The sequence below is a fragment of the Leisingera sp. XS_AS12 genome, assembly GCF_041224635.1.
GTDB lineage: Bacteria > Pseudomonadota > Alphaproteobacteria > Rhodobacterales > Rhodobacteraceae > Leisingera.
Genome location: NZ_JBGFGM010000128.1, coordinates 215,511 through 237,048, shown reverse-complemented (window position 1 = coordinate 237,048; position 21,538 = coordinate 215,511). Strand labels below are relative to the sequence as shown.

Genomic DNA, 21,538 nt, shown 5'->3' with positions numbered 1-21,538 from the left:
ACTACAAAAGAGCACACGGAGACAGGAATGCAAGCGCATCAGTCCACGGTCGACCCTGCGGAGATCGCAAAATTCGAGGCGATGGCCGCGGAATGGTGGGATCCAAATGGCAAGTTCAAACCGCTGCACATGCTGAATCCTTGCCGTCTGGATTATATCACCCGCCAGATCGCCGGCGAGTTCGGCCGCGACCTGACGTCACAGGCCCCGTTTGAAGGGCTGCGCCTGCTGGACATCGGCTGCGGCGGCGGGCTGCTGAGCGAACCAATGGCGCGGCTGGGCGCCACCGTGGTCGGTGCCGACGCCGCCGAGGGCAACCTGCCGGTCGCCCGCATCCATGCCGCGCAATCCGGGCTGGAGATCGACTACCGCCATGTCACCGCCGAAGCGCTGGCAGAGGCGGGCGAGCAGTTTGACGTGGTGCTGAACATGGAAGTGGTCGAGCATGTCGCCGACCCGCAAAGCTATCTGAGCGCGACACAGGCCCTGCTGAAACCGGGTGGGCTACAGATCTGTTCGACCATCAACCGCAACGCCAAAAGCTATGCCATGGCCATCGTCGGTGCCGAGGTGATCATGCGCTGGCTGCCGCGCGGCACCCATGTCTGGGCCAAGTTCATCACCCCGGATGAGCTGTTCGAGTTGCTGCGCAAGGCCGGGCTGACGCCGGTGGACCGCAAGGGGTTCGTGTTCAATCCGATCACCTGGAGCTGGTCCATCTCGGATCGTGACCTGTCGGTGAATTACGTCACCGCCAGCACCAAGCCGCGCTGACGCGGGAAACTGCACCAAGAACGGCCTGCCCGTTTCCCACATCCCATCCCCCTATCCCATCGGATAGGTAGTAATCCCTATGCTCTCTTTGGCGGACCGGCATCCTTTGGTAATCTGTGATTGCGAGATCGAATTAGATTTCGCTCCACCCGGAGGATATTCCTCCCGCTCCAAATAGACCGGATCCGCAATCGGCGGATTGCCCCACGGTTATCAAACCGCCACTCACGGATTGATGGGGGACCGACGGGGAAAAGGGCGCCCTTCCTGGGGCGCCCTTTTGGCATCTGGACAGACTTTCCACCTCTGCGGCGTCAGCCGGTGTCTTCCAGCTTTCCGCGCAGTTCCCGAAGGATCGGCAGGGTGGCGCGCACCTTGTCGCTGCCAAGTTCATCGACCACCTCGGAAATCACCGGGATAATCCCTGCCAGCGCCGCATCCCGGGCCTGCTTGCCCGCCGGGCTGATCGCCACCATCTTGCGCCGGGCGTCATCCCAATCAGGCCGCACGTGGATATAGCCCGCCACCTCCAGCTTGTTCAGCGTGTTGGTCATGGCACCGCGTGTCACGTGAAACGCCTTGGCCAGCTGCGCGGGCGAACGTTCCAACCCGGCCCGGCCCAGATGGTTCAGCACCGAAAAATGCGACAGCTCCATCCCCTTGGGGAGCACCTTGCTCAACCGGGCACGGGCGAGCTGATCAGCCATCAGGATTTCGCTGAACAATGAGACTGCCAGGGAATGGTTTTCGTCCATCAGGGTCCGTCGAACTCCCGGTCATGGGTCAAGGAAGGCACGCGTTTGCGCGCTTCTTCCACCTTTTCAAGATCGAGATCAACGATGCATACACCCGGATCGGTGCCAGCATCCGCCAGCACCTCCCCCCAGGGCGCCACCGCAAGCGAGTGACCATAGGTCCGGCGGCTGGGACCGCGACTGGCGGGATGCGTTCCGGTTTGCGCCGGCGCCAGGACGAAACACCCCGTTTCGATCGCACGGGCACGCAAGAGCGCATGCCAATGCGCCGCGCCGGTCACATGCGAAAACGCAGCGGGAACCGTCAGGATCTGCGCGCCTGCCTTGGCCAGTGCCCTGTGCAGGTAGGCAAAACGCACATCGTAGCAGATCGACATGCCGATTTTCGCAAAGGGTGTTGTCGCCACGACCGCCCGCGTTCCCGCCCGGTAGCCATCCGATTCGCGGTAGGTTTCCTCGGCCGAGACCTCAACATCGAACATGTGGATCTTGTCGTACCGCGCCACCACGTCGCCCTCGGGGGAGATCAGGAACTGGCGATTGGCAAAGCGACCATCGGCATCATGGGTCTTGACGCCCAATGACCCCAGAAGCAGCCACACGCCATGCCGCGCCGCCGCGTCACGCAGGGCGGCCAGCGTGGGATCCTCCTCCTCGAGGCGCAACACCTGTTGCTGATGCGTACGACTGCCCGACAGGCAATTGGTCACCTCGGGTGTCAGGACGAAACCTGCCCCCGATGCGACGGCCTCCGCCATCATCCGCTGCACCGTTTTCAGGTTCTCAGCCGGATCATCGGATGACGTCATCTGTAGCAGCGCCGTACGCATGGCAGGTTCTCCGTTCTCAGGCCCTCAGCAACGGGTCAAGCTTGCCCGCCTCTTCCAGCGCACAAAGGTCGTCACAGCCGCCCACATGGGTGTCACCGATGAAGATCTGCGGCACTGTACGGCCGCCGTTGGCCCGCTGGATCATCTCCGCTTTGCGCTCTGGCTCCTCCAGCACGTTGACCTCGGAATAGGTCACGCCTTTCTGGTCCAGCAGCCGTTTGGCCGCATGGCAATAGCCGCACAGCGGAGACGTATAGATTTCAACCGGTTTCATTCGCGCTTCCTTGATCTGATTGGCGATGCTTGTGGAGGAATTGGGTATCCTTTGCAACAATTGCCAGAGTGCCCGCCACAGGCTCACGCGTGCGTGACCCGCGCCAGAACCGCCACGCGCACTTCGGCGGCGCCAGCCTGCAGGCAGGCATCGGCACAGGCGCTCAGCGTGGCACCTGAGGTCATGACGTCATCCACGATCAGCACGTTGCGCCCCTGCAGCTGCGCCGCCCGCGCCGGGTGAACCGCGATCGCATCGCCAAGAATGCGATAGCGTTCTTCGCGGGTTTTGCCCTCCAGCGCCGGGGTCCGGCGCGTCCGGCGCAACAGGTCCGGGCAATGGGGCAACTCTGCACGATGCGCCAATGCCGCAGACAGGAGCGCTGACTGGTTGTACTTGCGCCGCATCAAGCGGCTCCAGTGAAGGGGTACCGGGCAAACCAGTGGCTGATTTCGCAAAAGCGGACGCGCAGCACGTTCCAGCCACGCCCCCGCGACCGGTGCGATCTCGGTCCGGTCGCCATGCTTCAGCCCCAGGACCAACCTGCGCCCCTGCCCCTCGTACAGCATTGCCGCACGGCCCTGTCGCCATGGCGGCGGGGTCCGCAGACAGCTGTCGCAATCAATGCGAAACCCGTCCGCCTCTCCGGGCAGGGGAAGACCGCAACTCTCGCAGGCGGTGCCGACCACGAAATGCACCTCGGACCAACAGGCGCCGCACAGGCCAAAGTCACTGTCCACCAGACCACCACAGCCGATGCACCTTGCTGGGTAGATCAGGGAAACAGCAGTTTGAATTCCGCGCATCAGCATCTAAACAGCCCTCATGACACAAGCACCCACGCAGATCTTCGACCGCGAAACCCTGACGGCACGCCGCGCCCGGCACAATCCCGAGGCGCTTTTCCTGCACCAACTGGCCCGCGATGAAGCCGAGGATCGCCTGAGCTTGGTTAACAGAACCTTTACAGCACCCGCCGTAGTCTGCCCGTTTCCCGCCGTCTGGGAGGGGGTCCTGCCCGGCGTAAAACTGGTCCCCGACGACGAGTTGCTCGCCCTTGCCCCCGGCGCGCATGATGTCGTGATCCACGCCATGGGACTGCACTGGGCCAATGATCCGGTCGGTCAGCTGATCCAATGCCGAAGGGCCTTGCGGGAAGACGGCCTGTTGCTGGTGCTCACCCTTGGCGGCCAGACGCTGCACCAATTGCGCGCCGCCATGGCCGAGGCCGAAGCCGCGGTATTGGGGGGCCTGTCACCCCGTGTCGCCCCGATGGGAGAAATCCGTGACCTCGGCGGGCTGCTGCAACGAGCGGGGTTTGCCTTGCCTGTCGCGGACGTGGTGCCGCTGACGGCCGAGTATCGCGACCTCACCCACCTGATCCACGATCTGCGCGCCATGGGCGAAACCAACGCGATGGCCCAGCGCCTCAAGCGGCCCGTGCCGCGGTCGCTGTTCCAGCTGGCCGATCACATCTACCGCACCCACTTTGCCACCGCCGAAGGCCGCCTGCCCGCCACCTTTGAACTGGTCTGCCTGACGGGATGGACCCCGTCGGATACGCAACAGAAACCCCTGCGCCCGGGCTCGGCCAAGATGCGGCTGGCGGATGCGTTGAAAGTACCCGAAGGCAAGCTCGACCCTTGATAGGATCCCTTTATGGCTGCCCCAATTTGATCCGATTGGCCTTTCGTACGTAAAGACAGTACCTTCCGCCTGTTCAATCACTCCCAAACCCCACAGGACCTGCCTCATGCTGGACGCTGCCCGGACCGCCAAATGCCCTGCCCACGCCCCTGCCGACCACCCCCTGGTCGCAGATGAAAAGGTCGGCATCCTGCTGGCCAACCTCGGCACCCCTGACGATTACACCTACTGGCCCATGCGCCGTTACCTGAGCGAGTTTCTGTCGGACAAGCGGGTGATCGACTATCCCGCCTGGAAGTGGCAGCCGCTGTTGCAGCTGATCATCCTGGCCAAGCGGCCCTTCGCCTCGGGCGCGGCCTACAAATCGATCTGGAACCACGACAAGGGCGAAAGCCCGCTGATGACGATCACCAAGGACCAGACCGCCAAGATGGCCGAGGTGCTGACCGCGCGCTATGGCGACAAGGTGATGGTCGATTTCTGCATGCGCTACGGCAACCCGTCGACCAAGTCCAAGGTCCGCGCCATGGTCGCGGCCGGCTGCCAGAAGATCCTCTTCGTGCCGCTCTATCCGCAATATGCCGGCGCCACCTCCGCCACCGCCAACGACCAGTTCTTCCGCGCGCTGATGGAGGAAACCTGGCAACCCGCGGCCCGCACCATCGCGCCCTACTTCGACGAACCCGCCTATATCGACGCACTGGCGCGCTCGGTCGAGGAAGCCTACGCCAAGGCCGAGAAGCGCCCCGACATTCTGGTGGTCTCCTACCACGGTATGCCGAAACGCTACCTGATGCAGGGCGACCCCTACCATTGCCAGTGCCAGAAAACGACGCGCCTGCTGAAAGAGCGGCTGGGCTGGGAAGACACCGAGATCACCACCACCTTCCAGTCGGTCTTCGGGCCGGAGGAATGGCTGAAGCCCTATACCGTCGACCACGTCGCCACGCTGGCCAAGGAGGGCAAGAAGAACATCGCGGTGATCGCGCCTGCCTTCTCTGCCGACTGCATTGAGACGCTGGAAGAGATCAACGAAGAGATCAAGGAAAGCTTTGAAGAGGCCGGCGGCGAGGACTTCCTCTATATCCCCTGTCTCAACGACGATGCGGATCATATCGCCGCACTCGCCGGGGTAATTGAGCAGAATCTGAAAGGCTGGCTGGACTAATCCGGTTTCCTCGGTCCAAATAGGATCCAATATTGGATCGCCGCAAAACGCGGCAGACCGGGGAGAGTTTTTTAATGACGCTTGCGCATTGGGCGGACGCCCTTGAACGGCATTGGGGAATCAAGGCGGAGTTGAGCCGCCTTGACGGCGAATACGACCTGAATTTTCTGGCCGAGGCCGCCGATGGGCAGGGCTACATCCTGAAAGCCATGCGCCCTGGCTGTGCGCATTGGCTGGTCGACATGCAGGTCAAGGCCTTCGCCCATATCGCCGCGCGCCAGCCGGATCTGCCTTGCCCGCGCGTCATCACCGCCACCGATGGTGCGAACCTCGTGACGCTTGCGGACGAAAGTGGACAGGACCGGCTCGTCTGGGTGCTGAGCCGCCTGCCCGGTCGCTGCTACGCCAAGGCCGAGCCCAAAAGCGATGCGCTGATCCATGAGGTCGGCGCAGTGCTGGGCGGCACGGCGGCGGCGCTGGCTGATTTTCAGCACCCCGGTCTGGACCGTGATTTCAAATGGGACCTGATGCAGGCAGGCTGGATCAGCGATCAGCTGGATTGCATCGCAGACCCCGCCCGGCGCGCGCTGCTGGAGGAGATCGCTGGTAATTTCACCAAGTTAGAGCCTGATTTGGCCGCGCTGCCGAAACAGGCAATCCACAATGACGCCAATGACTACAACATCATGGTGACGGGCCACCTGACAGAACCGCGCCATGTGTCCGGGCTGATCGACCTCGGCGACATGTGCGCCGCGCCGCGCATCTGCGACCTTGCCATTGCTGCCGCCTATATCGTGCTCGACCACCCCGAGCCGGAGGCCGCACTGACCGCGCTGGTGGCCGGGTATCACGCCGCCAATCCGCTTACGCCGACGGAGCTGGACATGCTCTGGCCGCTCTTGCGCGCGCGGCTGGCGGTCAGCGTTGTGAACTCCACCCTGATGGCGGCGGAAAACCCGGATGACCCTTATGTCACCATTTCACAGGCCCCTGCCTGGCGCTTCCTGGAGGGCTACAACCTGCACCCCGGTCTGCTCCGTGCCCGCCAGCGCGCGGCCTGCGGCCTGCCGGTGGTGGACGGCGCCGACCGGGTGATGGCCTGGCTGCAGGAAAACCGTGGCAGCTTTGCCCCGCTGATGGGGCAGGATCTAAACGATGCCCCGATGGGCGCGCTGTCGGTGGAGGAGTCGACCTGGCCGCAGAACCCATTCGACATGCCACTGGACGAAGCCGCCCGTGTCGGCGAGGAATACGAGGACCAGGGCCGCATCTGGCTGGGCTACTACCACGAACCGCGGCTGATCTACGCGGAACCCGCATTTCGCAAAGGCCCGTGGAAGGCCAGCAACCGCCGCACCGTGCATCTGGCGGTCGATGCCTTTGCCCCGGCGGGCACCCCGATGTACGCCCCGCTGCGCGGCGAGGTTTTCGTGGCGGAGAACCGCAGCGGCCATCTGGATTACGGCGGCGTCATCATCCTGCGCCATGAAACCCCAGCTGGTGATCCATTCTATACGCTGTACGGCCATCTCGACCCGGAGTTCCTGGATCGTTTGAAGCCCGGCGACATGGTGGAGCAAGGCGCGGAGTTCTGCCGCCTCGGCGCGCCCGAGCAAAACGGCGGCTGGGCGCCGCATGTGCATTTCCAGCTCGCCCTGTCCACCGACGGTATCGAGGCCGACTGGCCCGGCGTCGGCGACCCGGACGAGATGTACCTGTGGCGCGCGCTCTGCCCGAACCCCGCCGCCCTGCTGAACCTGCCCGATGACAAGGTCTGCTATGCGCCCACGGACAAGTCCGCGGTGCTGCAGGGGCGCAAGGCGCATTTCGGCGGCAACCTCAGCCTGACCTACAACGACCCGGTGATGCTGCTGCGCGGCTGGAAACATCACCTGTTCGACGAATGGGGCCGCCCCTATCTGGACGCCTACAACAACGTCCCGCACGTCGGCCACGCGCATCCGCGCATTCAGGCGGTGGCGGCGGACCAGCTAAAGCGGATGAACTCCAATACCCGCTACCTGCACCCGGCCCAGACCGCCTTTGCCGACAAGATCCTGTCGAAGATGCCGGATCATTTCGAGGTCTGCTTCTTCGTCAACTCCGGCACCGAGGCCAATGAGCTGGCGCTGCGCCTCGCCCGCGCCCACACCGGCGCCAAGGGCATGGTCACCCCCGATCACGGCTATCACGGCAACACCACCGGGGCGATCGACCTGTCTGCCTACAAGTTCAACAAGCCCGGCGGCAGCGGCAAGGTGGACTGGGTTGAACTGGTGGAGGTCGCCGACGACTACCGCGGATCGTTCCGCCGGGATGATCCCGACCGCGCACAGAAATTTGCCGATCTGGTCGATCCCGCCATCCGCGCCCTGCAGGACCGCGGCCACGGCATCGCCGGCTTCATCGCCGAGACGTTTCCGTCTGTCGGCGGCCAGATCATCCCGCCCAAAGGTTACCTGCCTGCGGTCTATGAAAAAATCCGCGCGGCGGGCGGCGTCTGCATCGCGGATGAGGTGCAGACCGGGCTGGGCCGACTGGGCGACTACTACTTTGGCTTCGAACACCAGGGCGCGCTGCCCGATATCGTGGTGATGGGCAAGCCCATCGGCAACGGCCACCCCCTCGGCGTGCTGGTCACCACCCGCGAGATCGCCACCAGCTTTGACAACGGCATCGAGTTCTTCTCGACCTTCGGCGGCTCCACCCTGTCCTGCCGCATGGGCAAGGAGGTGCTGGACATCGTCGATGACGAAGGGCTGCAGGACAATGCCAAAGCCATGGGCGCACTGCTGCTGGACGGGCTGAAACAGCTGCAGGCAGCGCATCCTTGCGTCGGCGACGTGCGCGGCATGGGGCTGTTTCTGGGGCTGGAGCTGATCCGCCCCGACGGCTCCGAGGCAACGGAGATCTGTTCCTACGTCAAGAACCGGATGCGCGACCATCGCATCCTGATCGGGAGCGAAGGGCCCAAGGACAACATCCTGAAAATCCGCCCGCCGCTGACCATCGAGGCGGAGGATGTGCAGATGATTCTCGCCACCCTCGGCAAGATCCTGCGCGAAGCGGAGGCGGCCTGACGGCCCCTCCCGCACCGACTCTGCCCGCCGTGCAGCAGGCAACAAAAAAGGCGGTGGAGAACCACCGCCTTTTCCGTAACTGAGTATCGAAACTTAGTTCGATGCAACAGCTGCGCCAACCAGGACCAGCAGCAGCAGCGGCAGAACGATGCCGCTGGAAGAACCCTGGGATTCTTCAACGATGACCGGCGGTTCAACAACCGGCTCGGCCAGGTTGCCTGCAGTGGCGGTGGAAGCGGCAGCGGTCAGCGCAGCGGCGATAACGAGTTTTTTCATGTTAACCTCCAGAATTCGCGCGGCCCAACGATCTGAACCACGCAACCAAGACTTACCTCGTATTTTTTTCTAACCAGCAAATTCGGGGGATTGCAATTGCTTGTTATCACTGCAGCCCTTGCGCTGACGCCGCTGTCGTCAAATTAGCAACACCTGCGTGCCCACCTTGACCAGGTCGAACAGCTCGGCCACGTGTTCGTTGTACAACCCGATGCATCCATTCGAAGATTTGCGCCCGATCTTGCGCGTGTCATGGGTCCCGTGGATGCGGTAATACTTCCAGCTGAGGTACAAGGCATGAGTGCCGAGCGGGTTGTCCGGACCCGGCGGGATGTAGGCCGGCCATTCCGGGTTGCGCTTGCGCATGTTGGGAGTCGGTGCCCAGCCCGGACCTTCGACCTTGCGGGTGACCTTGGTGCGCCCCCGGCGGGTCAGGTCTTCTGACAGCGGCACCGAAGACGGGAACAGCCTGTAAATCGTCTGATCCTCGGACCAGTAGTGCAAGGCGCGGCTGTCGATATCCACCAGGATCGCGCCCCGGCGCAGGTTGTCGAAATAGGGCTGCCAGGACTTGGCACGAAACGCCGAGATATTGCGTTGCACCGGCGGTTCCGGCTCTGGCGGCGGACGCAGGGGGTCATAGGCCGGCTGCCCATCCGTGTTCTGTGCCAGGGCCGAGGTGGAGATCAGGGCAGCGCTACCGGCAAGAAATTGCCGCCTACCAAGTGTATCAAATGATTTGCGGGGCATGACTCTATCCAATTTACGCGATCGGGTTCCGGGATCTGGGTATTTTATGGCCGGAAAGCCGCAGTCGCAAATCAATCCGCCGGTCCGGGTCGCATATTTCTGCTGCGCCATTTGCACCCGCGCCACAGGAAGGCTAAGTGCAACGAGCAACTGACAGAACGAGAGTGCCACATGACCCGCGTTTTTCTGCTGATGGCGGCTGCAATCCTGACCGCGGTCGCGGCTTGTACACCGGTAACCGACACCAGTGGTGCCTATCGCATCCGCAATCCCGACAAGGTGCAGCTGAGGATGCTCGATTCGGTCAACGCCCTGCGCGCTGCCGCCGGCGCCCCGGCCGTTCAGCTGAACGCCGAATTGAACGCCGCCGCTGCCACCCATTCGCGCGACATGTCGGTGCAGAACCGCCCCTGGCATTTCGGTTCCGACGGCTCCTCGCCGCTGGATCGGATCACCCGCGCCGGTTACAACGGCACGCTTCTGGGCGAAAACATCTCCGAAACCTATGAAAACGAACAGCAGACCCTCGCTGCCTGGCTGGAAGAGCCTGCAACCCGTGCAGTCATTCTGGACCCCAAGGCCGTGAACATGGGCTTCTCCTGGTTCCAGGAACCCGGCGGCAAGATCTGGTGGACGCTGGTGATGGCAAACTGACATCAGATGCCCGGCCAGTCCGGGCACTGAAACAGTCAGAAGTCTGAAGGACGCTCAATCTGCGCAGCCAGCGGTTGCGCAGTTTTTGGTTTCAGCGCGTGCCAGGCAGGCGCGGCCGGATCAAGGGCGCAGCGCGATGGTCGTGCCTTCATTCACCATCGCGTAGATTTCCTCGATCTCGTCGTTGGACACCGCAATACAGCCGGCGGTCCAGTCATCAACGCGGGCAGCCCGGCGACGCTCCTTGCGATCGATGGGTTCACCGTGGATGAAGATATCGCCCCCCGGCCGTTTTCCCTGCGCCGCGGCCCGCGCGCGGTCACTGGCGTTGGGGTAGGAAATCCCGACGGACAAGTGATAGCGGCTGTTCGGATTGCGCCGGTCGATCACGTAGGTGCCTTCCGGCGTCTTGCCGTCGCCCTCGAACTGCTTGTGCCCCAGTGGCGCGAAGCCGAGATCAACCTTGTATTCCCGCAGCACCGTGTCGTGATGCAGCAGATACATCGTCCGCGCGCCCTTGTTGACCACGATCGAAGTCACCTCGGGGCCATCATAGGTCTTGAACCTGCCGACCCGTGCGCCACCGACGCTGCAACCGGCCAACCCAAGGCTGGCAACGGCGCCGAGTCCGAATGCCCGTCTGTCCATCTGTATTGAGCCTGTTTTCTTATTTGCCTCACTTCAGGCAATAGCGCGAAACCGGCCGTAAGGAAATTCACAATTTCCCGTCACCGTCTCCGAGGCGGTTGATCTTCTGCTCGATCGCGTCGAGCCGGTGCAGCACTTCGTCCCGGTAGGCATCGGTGCGCACGCCTTCCTCGGCACCATGGGCATCCTGCATCGAGTTCACGATCAAACCCACCAGCAGGTTAACCACCGCAAAGGTCGTGACCATGATGAAGGGGACAAAGAACGCCCAGGCGTAGGGGTAGACTTCCATCACCGGCCGCACGATACCCATCGACCAGCTTTCCAGCGTCATGATCTGGAACAAGGAATAGGCGCTGCGGCCCAGGCCGCCGAACCACTCGGGAAAATCATTGCCGAACAGCTTGGTGGCGATCACCGCTCCGATGTAGAAAATGATCGTCATCAGCAAGAAGACCGATCCCATCCCCGGCAGCGCGGTGATGAAGCCCTCCACCACGCGACGCAGCCGCGGCGCCACCGAGATCACCCGAAGAACCCGCAGAATTCGCAGCGCGCGCAGTACCGAAAGCCCCTGCCCACTGGGGACAAGAGCAATGCCCACGATCACGAAATCAAACACGTTCCAGCCGCTGGTAAAGAACCGCAACCGGCGAACATATAGTTTGGCCAGGATCTCCACCACGAAGATCGACAGGCACAGGTAGTCGATCAGATGGATCAACGCACCGGCCTTCTCCATCACAACCGGGGCGGTTTCCAGGCCCAGCGTGACGGCGTTCACCAAAATCACGGCGGTGATGAAACGGCCAAACATCTCACTGTCGAGAAGGGCGGCAAGACGGCGTGTCGGTGTCATCGAGTGGGTATCGGTCATCTCAGTCTTTCAGGGTGAATTTCGCGGCGAGCTCGATATGGGCAGACCAGCGGAACTGGTCAACAACTTGCACCCAATCGAGGCTGTAACCCGCTGCCACCAGCGTCTTTGCGTCACGGGCAAAGGTAACAGGATTGCACGATACATAGGCAATCACCGGGGTCCGCGCCTTGGCCAGCTCGGCCGTCTGCGCCTCGGCGCCGGCGCGCGGCGGGTCGATCACTGCGGCGTCAAAGGCCGCACCAAAAGGATTGAGATCCTCGGGGAGCAATGGATTGCGGAACAGATCCCGCGCTTCCGTGGTGACTTTCTTCACGCCGGTGGCGCGCCGCCACCCGGCGTCCAGCGCCGTCACCATGTCGCGCTCGCCCTCGACCGCATGAACCTCGGCCTGTCGCGCCAAGGGCAGCGAAAACGTGCCGCACCCCGCAAACAGATCGACGATGCGGCGCGCACCGTGGGTGATTTCCTGCACCGCCGCCAGCAGCGCAGCCTCGCCATCACGGGTGGCCTGCAGAAAGCTGCCGGGAGGCGGGCAGACCTGGGCTGGCCCGAAGGTCTGGGCGGGCGGCTGTTCCATCGCCACGGGTTCATCATCCCATGTCAGCCGGGCAATGTTGTGCTGCTCGGCCAACTGGGCCAGCGCGATGCGGAGCGGGCCATCCAGGGGTTTGCCCTGGCGCACAAGGATATCCAGCCCGGCGTCGGACATGGTCACGGTCACTGCCAGAGGTGTCTTGCGGCTGGCCCCCGCCAGCGCCAGAGCCTCGGCCACCGGAAGCGCCGCAAGCAGGGTCGGCTCCAGCAGCTGGCACTCCGGGATTTCGGTGATCACCCCGGAGGCACGGCCATGGAACCCCGCCAGCGCCCCTTTCTTGGTGCGGCGCACCGCGAAGGTCGCCCGTCGCCGCGACCGTGAAGGCGATGTGTGGATCGGGTGAAAAACCGTCTCCAGCCCCTGCGCCTGCAAGGCATTGCGCACCACATCCGTCTTCCAGTCGGCCACGAAGGCGTCGCTGGCATGCTGCAATTGGCAGCCCCCGCAGGATTTGTAGTGGCGACACGGCGGCTGCACCCGGTGCTCGCTTGGGGTTTCGATCCGGACGTCGGTCAACCGGTCGCCTTCGACGACCCCGGAGACGGTCTCGCCGGGCAGGCTGCGAGGGACGAAAAGCGGGCCATCGGCGACACCGTCACCCTGGTGGCCCAAACGGCTGATCGTTGCTGTGGTTCTGGCTGCATCAGTCATGGGTGCTCATTACCGCGCCGGACAGCGCAGAAAAAGCGAAATACGCCCAAACCGATCATTCGGCGGCAGCGGTCTGCTCCTCATCGGTGCCAATGAAGCCGCCCGACTGTCTCGCCCAGAAGGCCGCGTACAGCCCGCCCTGCGCCAGCAACTCTTCGTGACTGCCGCTTTCGACGATCCGCCCCTTCTCCATCACGACGATGCGATCCATCTCGCTCAGCGTCGACAGCCGGTGGGCAATGGCCAGCACCGTCTTGCCCTCCATCACCCGGTGCAACGCAGCCTGAATCGCGGCCTCAACCTCGGAATCCAGCGCCGAGGTGGCCTCATCCAGTACCAGGATCGGCGCGTCCTTGACGATGGCACGGGCGAGAGCGATGCGCTGGCGCTGACCGCCGGACAGCTTCACCCCGCGCTCCCCCAGAAAGGCATCATACCCACTGCGGCCCTCGCCATCCTCCAGCGCGGCGATGAAGGCATGGGCCTCGGCCTTGGCGGCAGCGGCCTTCATTTCTTCGTCGCTGGCATCCGGGCGACCATAGAGAATGTTCTCGCGCGCCGAGCGGTTGAACATGGCGGTTTCCTGGGTGACCATGCCGATCTGGCTGCGCAGAGAATCCTGCGTCACTTTGGAGATGTCCTGCCCATCGATGCGGATCTGGCCTTTTTCGCCGTCATAGAGCCGCAATAGCAGCGAAACCAAGGTGGACTTCCCGGCCCCGGAGGCGCCGACGATACCCAGCTTTTCCCCCGGCTTGATGGTCAGGCTGACGCCGCGCACACCACCGACATCGCCGCCATAGGCAAATTCCACATCGTCAAAGACGATCTCGCCCTTGGTCACCTGCAGGGGCTTGGCATCCGGCGCATCCTCGACCCGGTCGTGCACCGACAGGGTCTTCATGCCATTCTCGACCTCACCGATGTTCGAATAGATCGCCATCAGCGTGAAGCTGACCCAGCCAGTCATCTGCGCAATCCGGATCGACACCGCGCCGGCGGCGACGATGTCGCCCTCGCTGGCCATGTCGCCGCGCCACAGCAGCAGCGTGGCGCCGATCAGCAGGACCGGCAGAACACCGGCCAGGCACATCAGGCAGAAACGGAAGCTGGCCGCCAGATACCCGAATTGCAGCGCCTTGTCCCGAAACGTCACCATCGCATCCTGGGCGGTGCGTTCCTCATGATCGGCATGGGCGAACAACTTCACCGTCTTGATGTTGGTGATCGAATCCACAACCTGCCCGGTGACCATCGCCCGCGCCCCGGCCCGCGCCCCGGAGCGTTTGCGGATGCGCGGCAGATACCAGCGGATCAGCGCGAAATACCCCAGCAACCAAACCAGAAACACCGCCGTGATGCGGAGATCAATAGAGCCTAACAAGGCCAAAGACCCCGCCAGTGACGCCAGCGCAAAGGCCACCACGTTGATCATCTCGGTGACCACCGAGGTCACGGCATTGGCGGTCTGCATCTGCTTCTGGGCAATCCGGCCGGCAAAATCCTCGTCGAAGAAGCGCACCGACTGGCCCAGGGTCCAGCGGTTCAGCCGCGACAGCACCAAGGGGTTGACGTTGGGCCCGACGATGATCGCGTTGGAGGCCGCCGACAGCCCGAACAACGCGGGCCTCACCAGCAGGAAGAAGCCCAGCGCCAAGGCAATCACCGCCAGGTTTTCCGCCGAGAAGAACCGCTCTGGCCCGCTGTCTATCGCGGTGTCGATCACCAGCCCCAGAATATAGGCGGTGCCCGCCTCCATCGCGCCGGCCAGTGCCGAGAACCCCGCCGCCAGCCACAGCATCGGCCAGGCTCCGGACAGACACCAGCGCAGGAAACCGCCCAGCTGCCGCGGCGGCGGCCCGTCAGCAGGGCGGAAGGCGTCGATCAGGTTGCCAATGTTCATTCTGCGGCCTCGATGTTCAGGAACCCGCCAGACTGGCGCGCCCAGAGCTGGGCATAAAGCCCCTGCGCCTGCAATAGCGCGTCGTGGCTGCCCTCTTCAACTATACGGCCCTGATCCATCACCAGGATACGGTCCATCTGCGCGATGGTGGACAGCCGGTGTGCGATGGCGATCACCGTCTTGCCCTGCATCATGCCATACAGCGTCTCCTGGATGGCGGCCTCGACCTCTGAATCCAGGGCCGAGGTCGCCTCGTCCAGGATCAGGATCGGAGCATCCTTCAGGATTACCCGCGCCAGCGTCACCCGCTGGCGCTGGCCGCCAGACAGTTTCACCCCGCGCTCGCCCACATGGGCATCATAGCCGCGACGGCCCTGCGGATCCTCGAGATCGAGGATAAAGTCATGCGCCTGTGCCTGTTTGGCGGCGGCGATCATGTCCTCTTCGGTGGCGTCGGGACGGCCATACAGCAGGTTATCACGCACCGAGCGGTGCATCAGCGCGCTGTCCTGCTGCACCATGCCGATGTTCAGCCGCAGGCTGTCCTGGGTCACGGTGCGGATATCCTGACCGTCGATCAGGATCTGCCCCTTTTCGGCGTCGTAGAACCGCAACAACAGCTTGACCAAAGTCGACTTACCCGCGCCGGAGCGGCCAATCAGGCCGATCTTCTCGCCCGGACGGATGAGGAGATTGATCCCATCCAGACCACCGCCTTCCCGACCGTAATGATGCGACAGATTGCGCAGCTCGATTTCGCCACGGCGCAGGCGCAGCGGCTGCGCATTGGTCGCATCCACCAGGTCGATGGGCTGGGCAATGGTCTCCATCCCCTCGGCCACCACGCCCAGTTGGCGGAAAAAGGAGGTCAGCGCCCACATGATCCAGCCGGTCATCGCATTCAGCCGCAGCGTCAGCGCGGTGGCCGCCGCAACCACCCCGACCGAGGCGCTGCCCTGCATCCACAGCATCACCGCCCAGCCGACCACACCCACGATCAGCATGCCGTTCAGCGTCACCAGCGCCGCATCCATGATGGTGAAAATCCGCATCTCGGCCTGGAACGTCTTGCGGGTGTCCTCGATCGCGTCGCGGGCATAGGTCAGCTCATGGTCGTGATGGGCAAACATCTTGACCGAATGGATGTTGGAATAGGCATCCACCACCCGCCCCGTCACAGTCGAGCGCGCGTCCGACGACGCCTGGCTGGCGGGCCCCACCCGACTGACCGTCCACACCACCAGCAGCGCATAGAGCGCGAACCAGATCGCCAGCGGCAGCATCAGCCGCACGTCCGCCACCATCAACAGCACCGCCGCGCCAACCAGATAGGCCAGCGAAAAGGTGATGGCATCGAACACCTGAAAGATCACCTCGCCGGCGGCGGGCGGGGTCTGCATGATGCGGTTGGCGATGCGGCCGGCAAAATCGTTCTCGAACCAGCCGACCGACTGGCGCAGAACATGTTTATGCGCCCGCCAGCGGATCAACGTGCCAAAGTTCGGCAGGATCGCATTGTTCAACAGCATTACATCCAGCAGCTGCAATACAGGTCGCAACACCAGGATGAACAGGCCGACAAGGATCAGCTCGGTGCCGTAGGTCTCCCAGACCTCGGCGGGGGTGCCCGACATGATGTCGACCACCCGCCCCATGTAGTAGATCAGCCCGACCTCGATCGCGGCGACGACGACCGACATCAGCGCGGTCAGCACAAAGACGGTTTTGAACGGCTTCGAATATTCGCGCAGGAACGGCCACAGCCGGGTCGGCGGCGTGTCGGTTTCAGCATAGCTGCAATAAGGGTCAATCAGGTTCTCGAAAAAGCGAAACATGCGGATGCTCCAGAGATTGAGCAAAATGGAATACGGATGCAGACAGTGGACAGCCCAAGGCTCCCACGTCGAACGGGGCAGGTCTCAGGCGTTAAAGAAACCAGATCCCGTAATACATCAGCATCCCTCCGTCATGTGGTGGCTGCGTCATGCCTACGCAATAAATGCCGTTTTGTCACCCCAAAAGGTTGCATGCCACAACCGCACCCGCTTCAGCCAAGCGACCGCAGCAGCTCCTCACGACTGAGACGGAAACCCGAGGCGATCCAATCCGCTTCCAACTGTTTCAATGCGCGTCCCAGCGCCGGTCCTTTCAGATCGGGCACCAGATCCTGCGCCCGCACCGGGAAAACCGCCGCGGCACCCGTTGCGATATCAGTCTCTAACTCGGGCGAAACGGGCTGTTCCAGCAGCGCTGCCCGCAGCAGCATCGCGTCCAGCGCCGCCTTTGCGCCCAGCCGGTAGCCCAGCTCAGCCGCACCGGCCGTATCGACGGCGGCCTCCCGGATCCGGGCCAGATGGGCTGCTTGCGCCTTGCTGAGCCGCAGTGCGTCCTGCAGGTTTTCACCGCCCAGCGCTGCCAGTCGCCGCAGCGCCGAGGCCGGCCGCGCGCCCTCCAGATGCACCAGGGGCGCCAGCGCGCGGTCGTCGGTGCCGGGCAGGATCTGCGCCAGAACACCGGCCTGCCGCATGGCTGCAACTGCCGGCGCGGGATCGGGCGCAGCCAGCAGCTTCAGCATCTCCGCACCGATGCGTTCGCGCGACAGGCTCTGCAGCCCGTCCAGATTGGCCGCAATCGCCGCCAGCGCATCGGCGTCAAATCCCTGCTCGGGGTCGCCGTACCAGGCATGAAAACGAAAGAAGCGCAGCGAACGCAGGTAATCCTCGCGGATGCGGTTTTCGGCAGTGCCGATGAAACGCACCCGGCGGCGGGTCAGATCCGCCATGCCGCCCAGCGGATCGACCACCTCACCGTCGGGACGGGCGTAGATCGCATTCATGGTGAAGTCGCGACGCCGCGCATCCTCGGCAATATCGCTGGCAAAGGCCACCACCGCGCGGCGACCGTCTGTGGCGACATCCTTGCGGAAGGTGGTGATCTCATGCGGGATGCCGTCGCGGATCAGCGTCACCGTGCCGTGGTCGATGCCGGTCGGCACCGCCTTGATGCCCGCCCGCTTGGCCAGCGCCAGCACCTGCTCCGGGGTGGCATCGGTGGCGATATCCATATCCGACACCGGTTCCCCCAACAGCGCGTTGCGCACGCAGCCTCCGACGAACAAGACCTGGGCGCCCTCGGCCGCGACCGCTGCGCAGACGGCCTGCGTGGCCGAGCGATGCAACCAGGGCTGATCAATCCGCATACTCACTGCATCCGCTCCGCCAGACTGCGCAGCATCCGCGCGGTGGCACCCCAGATGTAGTAGGGGCCATAGGGCACCACATAGTAGCGGCGGCGACTGCCCCGCCAACGGCGGGATTCCACGACATAGTTGCCCGGGTCGAGCACATGCTCAAGCGGGACGGAAAACACCTCGGCGACCTCGCCCTCCTCGGGGCGCGGAGAGAACGGCTCGCGGATCAAGCCAACCACCGGCGTGACGGCAAAACCTGTCACCGTCTCATGCGGGGGCAAACACCCGATCACCTGCGGCAAATCCTGCGGCAGACCGATTTCCTCCCACGCCTCGCGCAGGGCGGCGGCTGTTTCGTCGCGATCACCCGGATCGACCTTGCCGCCGGGAAAGGCGATCTGCCCGGGATGATGCTTCAGCGCCGACGACCGTTTCGTCAGGATCAGGCGAGGCGCCCCGCTTGTCAGTGAAATCGGCACCAGAACCCCGGCAGGGCGCAGCTTGCGCCCTTCGGGCAACACCGTGCCCGGGTTCAAATCGAAATCGGATGAGCCACGGCCCGGGGTCGCCAGGGCCGCAGCCAACCTGTCGGCAAGATTTCGTGCCGCGTCAGGCACTGGGCGACTGATCCGCATCAAAGCCCAGCGATGCCGGGTCCAGATCGTAATGGGCGCCACAGAACTGGCAGTCTGCGGTGACCCGGCCGTCGTCGGTGGTCATCTTCTCGATGTCCTTGGCCGAATAGATCGACAGGCTCTGTCTGACGCGCTCCTCGGAACAGGTGCAGCCGAAACGCACCGGCTGGAAGTCATAGACCCGCGGTTGTTCCTCGTGAAACAATCGCACCAGGAGATCCGCCGGAGTGACGGAAGGACCAATCAATTCAAGGTCTTCCACCGTGTTCAACAGCATAGTCACCCGGTTCCAGTTTTCCTCCTGGTCACCGGACACCAGATCACCAGCCTGCAAGGCTTCACCCGTGCCCTCGCCCTGCGCCGCGAAGGGCGAGGCCTTGGGCATATGCTGCAGCATCACGCCGCCGGCGCGCCAGTGCTCCGCCACACCCGGCTCCGCCGATTTTCCAAAGCTGAGCTTGAACATCGTCGGCAATTGCTCGGACTGGGCAAAATAGGTTTCCGCGCAGGCACTAAGAGAGCCTTGGGCCAAAGGCGTGATGCCCTGATAGGGCTGCGTGCCATTGCCCTGATCGATCAGGATCGCGAAATAGCCCTCGCCCACCTGTTCAAAAGGATCGCCGTCGGTCAGGCGGTCACGGTCAAAGCTGGCATAGGCGCGGATCTGGCCGATCTCGCCTTCCTTCTGCGGGGCGTAATAGTCGGTGGCGATCATCCGCACCGCGCCCTTGGACTGCACCTGCAGCGACAGCTTCCAGCGCAGCGAAATGGTCTGGCCGATTAGCGCAGTGAGCAGGGCCATCTCGGCAACCAGCGCTTCGACCTGCGGCGGGTAGTCATGTTGTTTCAGGATACCATCCAGCACGCCATCCAGCCGCGCAACGCGGCCGCGCATATCCGAGGCATCAAGCTGGAAGGGCAGGACGGTGTCGTCCCACGCGATTTTCGAACCAAGAGTCATGGGGTTTCCTTACGCGCCGGGGATTGGCATACCGGGCTATATAGGAAAAACGGCGGCAGAGTGAAGGGGCGAGCCCGTGATCCGGCGATTTGGCAACACTCCTGAAAAGGGACGAACCTATTCCAGAAGGCCCGGCGTCTATGCGCTGCTGCCGCGCAATGGTCGTTTGCTGGTCACCTGCCAGCATGATCCGGGGCCGGATATCCAGTTGCCCGGCGGCGGCATCGACCCCGGCGAATCGCCCCTGCCCGCGCTGCACCGGGAAGTGCACGAGGAAACCGGCTGGAAAATCGCCTTTCCCCGCAAACTGGGTGTGTTCCGGCGCTTTGCCTATATGCCGGAATATGACCTGTGGGCGGAAAAGATCTGCCATATCTACATCGCGCGCCCCTTGCGCAGGGTGGGCCCGCCGCTGGAGCCAACGCATCAGGCACTGTGGATGGACACGGAACACGCGATACAGGAGCTGGGCAATGCTGGCGATCGCCATTTCGCCACCCTGTTGGCCGATCAGCTCTAGGCTTGGCGGGCCGGGTTACGGCCCCTGATAGTCGAACAGGGTGGCGGAGACATCGTCCTCCAGACCGTGTTCCTTGCTCATGACTTGGGTCAGGTGCCAGTAGAGATCGTCCAGAAATTCCTTGCCGCCCTGGTCCGGGCTGCATTTGCCGACGAGCTCCAGCAGACCTTCAGGCTCCAGCATGGACCCGTCCTCAAGCCGCGCCTCGGTGAAGCCGTCCGAGAACAACAGCAGGCGATCGCCCTTCTCCATGACGAATTCTTCCTGAGTGTAGCCGATATCGGGCACCAGCCCCACCGGCACGCCCCCCTTGCCGATGAATTCCATTTCACCGCTCTGGCGGATCAGCAACGGGTGCGGATGGCCCGCCTGCACCATCTTGACCAAGCCGCTGCGCAGGTCGGCGATGCAGTAAGCCATGGTAAAATATTCTTCGATACCGGTATCGGCGATCAGCCGGGCATTCAGAAGACTGGCGACCTCCTCGGGCTGGCGCAATGCGTAGAACCGGTTGAACCGCTTTTCCATGCCCACGTTCTGGTCAAAGTAATTCGAGGACAGATAGCCGCCCAGACGCGCTGTCATCATTGCCGAGGTAATGCCGTGGCCGGACACGTCGATGGAATAGAAACCGATCCGGTTGACGCCGGGCGAGAACATCCCCACCAGGTCGCCGCCGATATGGCCACAGGGCTTCAACAGCAGGCTGACGGTGGAAGAGCCAAAGGACTTTGACAGTTCCGGCACCAGCGATTCCTGGATCTTGCGCGCCTGGATCAGGTCCTTGTCGATGGCGTCGTAGACCCGCTGCAGTTCCCCCAGCGTTTCCGAGACAATGCGGTTCTTTTCGGACAGCTCGCGCTGCATCCGCAGGATACGCTCGCCGGCCGAAATCCGCGCCCGCAGCTCGTCGGAGCTGACCGGCTTGGTCAGGAAATCATCGGCGCCGGCGTCCAGCCCTTCCGCCACCTCGTTCTTTTCGCTCTTCGAGGTCAACAGGATGAAATAGGCGTATTCGGTGCTCGAGCTGGCGCGAAAAGCGCGGCAGAACTCCAACCCGTTCATGCCCGGCATCATCCAGTCGCTGAGAATAAGATCCGGCGTTTCCGCCTGGCAGATCTCCATTGCCGATTCGCCACTGTCCGCCTCGACGACGTCGAACCCCCACTTCTTGAGGGAAGCCACAAGAATGCGTCTTTGCAGTCGGCTGTCGTCGACAACCAGCACACGGCGTATGGATCCGGCCACTGTGTGGTCCTCGTCGTCGATCGAACGTTCTGGCAGCACCGAAGGCACCTCACAAATGGCAAAATCAGAAGATCTCGTGATACTATCGGGCCAGAA

General features: G+C 63.3%; 21 protein-coding genes. 6 read left to right on the top strand and 15 right to left on the bottom strand.

The features are described from left to right. Window positions 1-27 precede the first annotated feature (27 nt). The gene (gene ubiG / locus AB9K35_RS23150; RefSeq protein WP_369929789.1) at window positions 28-774 is read left to right on the top strand and encodes a bifunctional 2-polyprenyl-6-hydroxyphenol methylase/3-demethylubiquinol 3-O-methyltransferase UbiG; all 747 of its coding nucleotides are present in this window, start codon (window positions 28-30) and stop codon (window positions 772-774) included. Window positions 775-1,088: 314 nt separating this feature from the next. On the opposite strand, the gene AB9K35_RS23145 is transcribed toward ubiG, so the two are convergent. From AB9K35_RS23145 to AB9K35_RS23130, 4 genes are all read right to left on the bottom strand, one after another. After that, the gene (locus tag AB9K35_RS23145; protein WP_222454417.1) at window positions 1,089-1,529 is read right to left on the bottom strand and encodes a MarR family transcriptional regulator; all 441 of its coding nucleotides are present in this window, start codon (window positions 1,527-1,529) and stop codon (window positions 1,089-1,091) included. Next, on the bottom strand, window positions 1,529-2,359 hold the full coding sequence (locus AB9K35_RS23140; protein ID WP_369929787.1) for a carbon-nitrogen hydrolase family protein: 831 nt from the start codon (window positions 2,357-2,359) through the stop codon (window positions 1,529-1,531). Before AB9K35_RS23140 ends, AB9K35_RS23145 begins: the two co-directional genes overlap by 1 nt. A gap of 16 nt (window positions 2,360-2,375) precedes the next feature. Continuing rightward, entirely contained in the window at window positions 2,376-2,633 is a 258-nt protein-coding gene (gene grxC / locus AB9K35_RS23135) for a glutaredoxin 3 (protein ID WP_369929786.1), read from the bottom strand. An 83-nt stretch (window positions 2,634-2,716) separates the two neighbouring features. Then, window positions 2,717-3,445, bottom strand: coding sequence for a double zinc ribbon domain-containing protein (locus tag AB9K35_RS23130; protein WP_369929784.1), 729 nt, complete (start codon window positions 3,443-3,445; stop codon window positions 2,717-2,719). Window positions 3,446-3,458: 13 nt separating this feature from the next. Between AB9K35_RS23130 and AB9K35_RS23125 the strand changes: the two genes are divergently transcribed. The 3 genes from AB9K35_RS23125 to AB9K35_RS23115 all read left to right on the top strand — a co-directional run bounded on the left by AB9K35_RS23125 (window position 3,459) and on the right by AB9K35_RS23115 (window position 8,531). Beyond that, complete coding sequence (locus AB9K35_RS23125) at window positions 3,459-4,280, top strand: SAM-dependent methyltransferase (RefSeq protein WP_369929782.1); 822 nt, start codon at window positions 3,459-3,461, stop codon at window positions 4,278-4,280. A gap of 106 nt (window positions 4,281-4,386) precedes the next feature. Continuing rightward, on the top strand, window positions 4,387-5,448 hold the full coding sequence (hemH, locus tag AB9K35_RS23120; RefSeq protein ID WP_369929780.1) for a ferrochelatase: 1,062 nt from the start codon (window positions 4,387-4,389) through the stop codon (window positions 5,446-5,448). Between the two features lie 74 nt (window positions 5,449-5,522). Continuing rightward, entirely contained in the window at window positions 5,523-8,531 is a 3,009-nt protein-coding gene (locus tag AB9K35_RS23115) for an aminotransferase class III-fold pyridoxal phosphate-dependent enzyme (RefSeq protein ID WP_369929778.1), read from the top strand. Window positions 8,532-8,624: 93 nt separating this feature from the next. Here AB9K35_RS23115 and AB9K35_RS23110 read toward each other — a convergent pair whose 3' ends face one another. Both AB9K35_RS23110 and AB9K35_RS23105 read right to left on the bottom strand, forming a co-directional pair. Then, window positions 8,625-8,807 carry a hypothetical protein gene (locus AB9K35_RS23110; RefSeq protein WP_222454410.1) on the bottom strand — a complete coding sequence of 61 codons (183 nt, stop codon included), beginning with the start codon at window positions 8,805-8,807 and terminating at the stop codon, window positions 8,625-8,627. Between the two features lie 138 nt (window positions 8,808-8,945). Next, window positions 8,946-9,557 (bottom strand): L,D-transpeptidase, encoded by a 612-nt coding sequence (locus AB9K35_RS23105; protein WP_222454409.1) that lies wholly within the window; start codon window positions 9,555-9,557, stop codon window positions 8,946-8,948. Window positions 9,558-9,728: 171 nt separating this feature from the next. Between AB9K35_RS23105 and AB9K35_RS23100 the strand changes: the two genes are divergently transcribed. Next, window positions 9,729-10,211: a CAP domain-containing protein gene (locus AB9K35_RS23100; RefSeq protein WP_222454408.1), complete on the top strand. Its 483-nt coding sequence runs from the start codon at window positions 9,729-9,731 to the stop codon at window positions 10,209-10,211. A 120-nt stretch (window positions 10,212-10,331) separates the two neighbouring features. On the opposite strand, the gene AB9K35_RS23095 is transcribed toward AB9K35_RS23100, so the two are convergent. From AB9K35_RS23095 to AB9K35_RS23060, 8 genes are all read right to left on the bottom strand, one after another. Continuing rightward, on the bottom strand, window positions 10,332-10,859 hold the full coding sequence (locus AB9K35_RS23095; protein ID WP_222454407.1) for a L,D-transpeptidase family protein: 528 nt from the start codon (window positions 10,857-10,859) through the stop codon (window positions 10,332-10,334). Window positions 10,860-10,926: 67 nt separating this feature from the next. Beyond that, window positions 10,927-11,736 carry an ion transporter gene (locus tag AB9K35_RS23090; protein WP_369929775.1) on the bottom strand — a complete coding sequence of 270 codons (810 nt, stop codon included), beginning with the start codon at window positions 11,734-11,736 and terminating at the stop codon, window positions 10,927-10,929. Between the two features lies 1 nt (window position 11,737). Then, complete coding sequence (locus AB9K35_RS23085; RefSeq protein ID WP_222454405.1) at window positions 11,738-12,985, bottom strand: class I SAM-dependent RNA methyltransferase; 1,248 nt, start codon at window positions 12,983-12,985, stop codon at window positions 11,738-11,740. A 55-nt stretch (window positions 12,986-13,040) separates the two neighbouring features. Then, complete coding sequence (locus tag AB9K35_RS23080; protein WP_369929773.1) at window positions 13,041-14,888, bottom strand: ABC transporter ATP-binding protein; 1,848 nt, start codon at window positions 14,886-14,888, stop codon at window positions 13,041-13,043. Beyond that, window positions 14,885-16,723 carry an ABC transporter ATP-binding protein gene (locus tag AB9K35_RS23075; RefSeq protein ID WP_369929771.1) on the bottom strand — a complete coding sequence of 613 codons (1,839 nt, stop codon included), beginning with the start codon at window positions 16,721-16,723 and terminating at the stop codon, window positions 14,885-14,887. Before AB9K35_RS23075 ends, AB9K35_RS23080 begins: the two co-directional genes overlap by 4 nt. A 212-nt stretch (window positions 16,724-16,935) precedes the next feature. Further along, the gene (locus AB9K35_RS23070; protein ID WP_369930222.1) at window positions 16,936-18,087 is read right to left on the bottom strand and encodes a CCA tRNA nucleotidyltransferase; all 1,152 of its coding nucleotides are present in this window, start codon (window positions 18,085-18,087) and stop codon (window positions 16,936-16,938) included. Between the two features lie 2 nt (window positions 18,088-18,089). After that, entirely contained in the window at window positions 18,090-18,713 is a 624-nt protein-coding gene (locus AB9K35_RS23065) for a CoA pyrophosphatase (protein WP_369929769.1), read from the bottom strand. Next, window positions 18,688-19,674, bottom strand: a complete 987-nt coding sequence (locus AB9K35_RS23060; RefSeq protein WP_222454400.1) for an Hsp33 family molecular chaperone HslO — start codon at window positions 19,672-19,674, stop codon at window positions 18,688-18,690. Before AB9K35_RS23060 ends, AB9K35_RS23065 begins: the two co-directional genes overlap by 26 nt. Window positions 19,675-19,750: 76 nt before the next feature. Between AB9K35_RS23060 and AB9K35_RS23055 the strand changes: the two genes are divergently transcribed. Continuing rightward, window positions 19,751-20,194 (top strand): NUDIX hydrolase, encoded by a 444-nt coding sequence (locus AB9K35_RS23055; protein ID WP_369929767.1) that lies wholly within the window; start codon window positions 19,751-19,753, stop codon window positions 20,192-20,194. A 15-nt stretch (window positions 20,195-20,209) separates the two neighbouring features. Here AB9K35_RS23055 and AB9K35_RS23050 read toward each other — a convergent pair whose 3' ends face one another. Continuing rightward, window positions 20,210-21,481, bottom strand: coding sequence for a fused response regulator/phosphatase (locus AB9K35_RS23050; RefSeq protein WP_222454398.1), 1,272 nt, complete (start codon window positions 21,479-21,481; stop codon window positions 20,210-20,212). Window positions 21,482-21,538 lie beyond the last annotated feature (57 nt).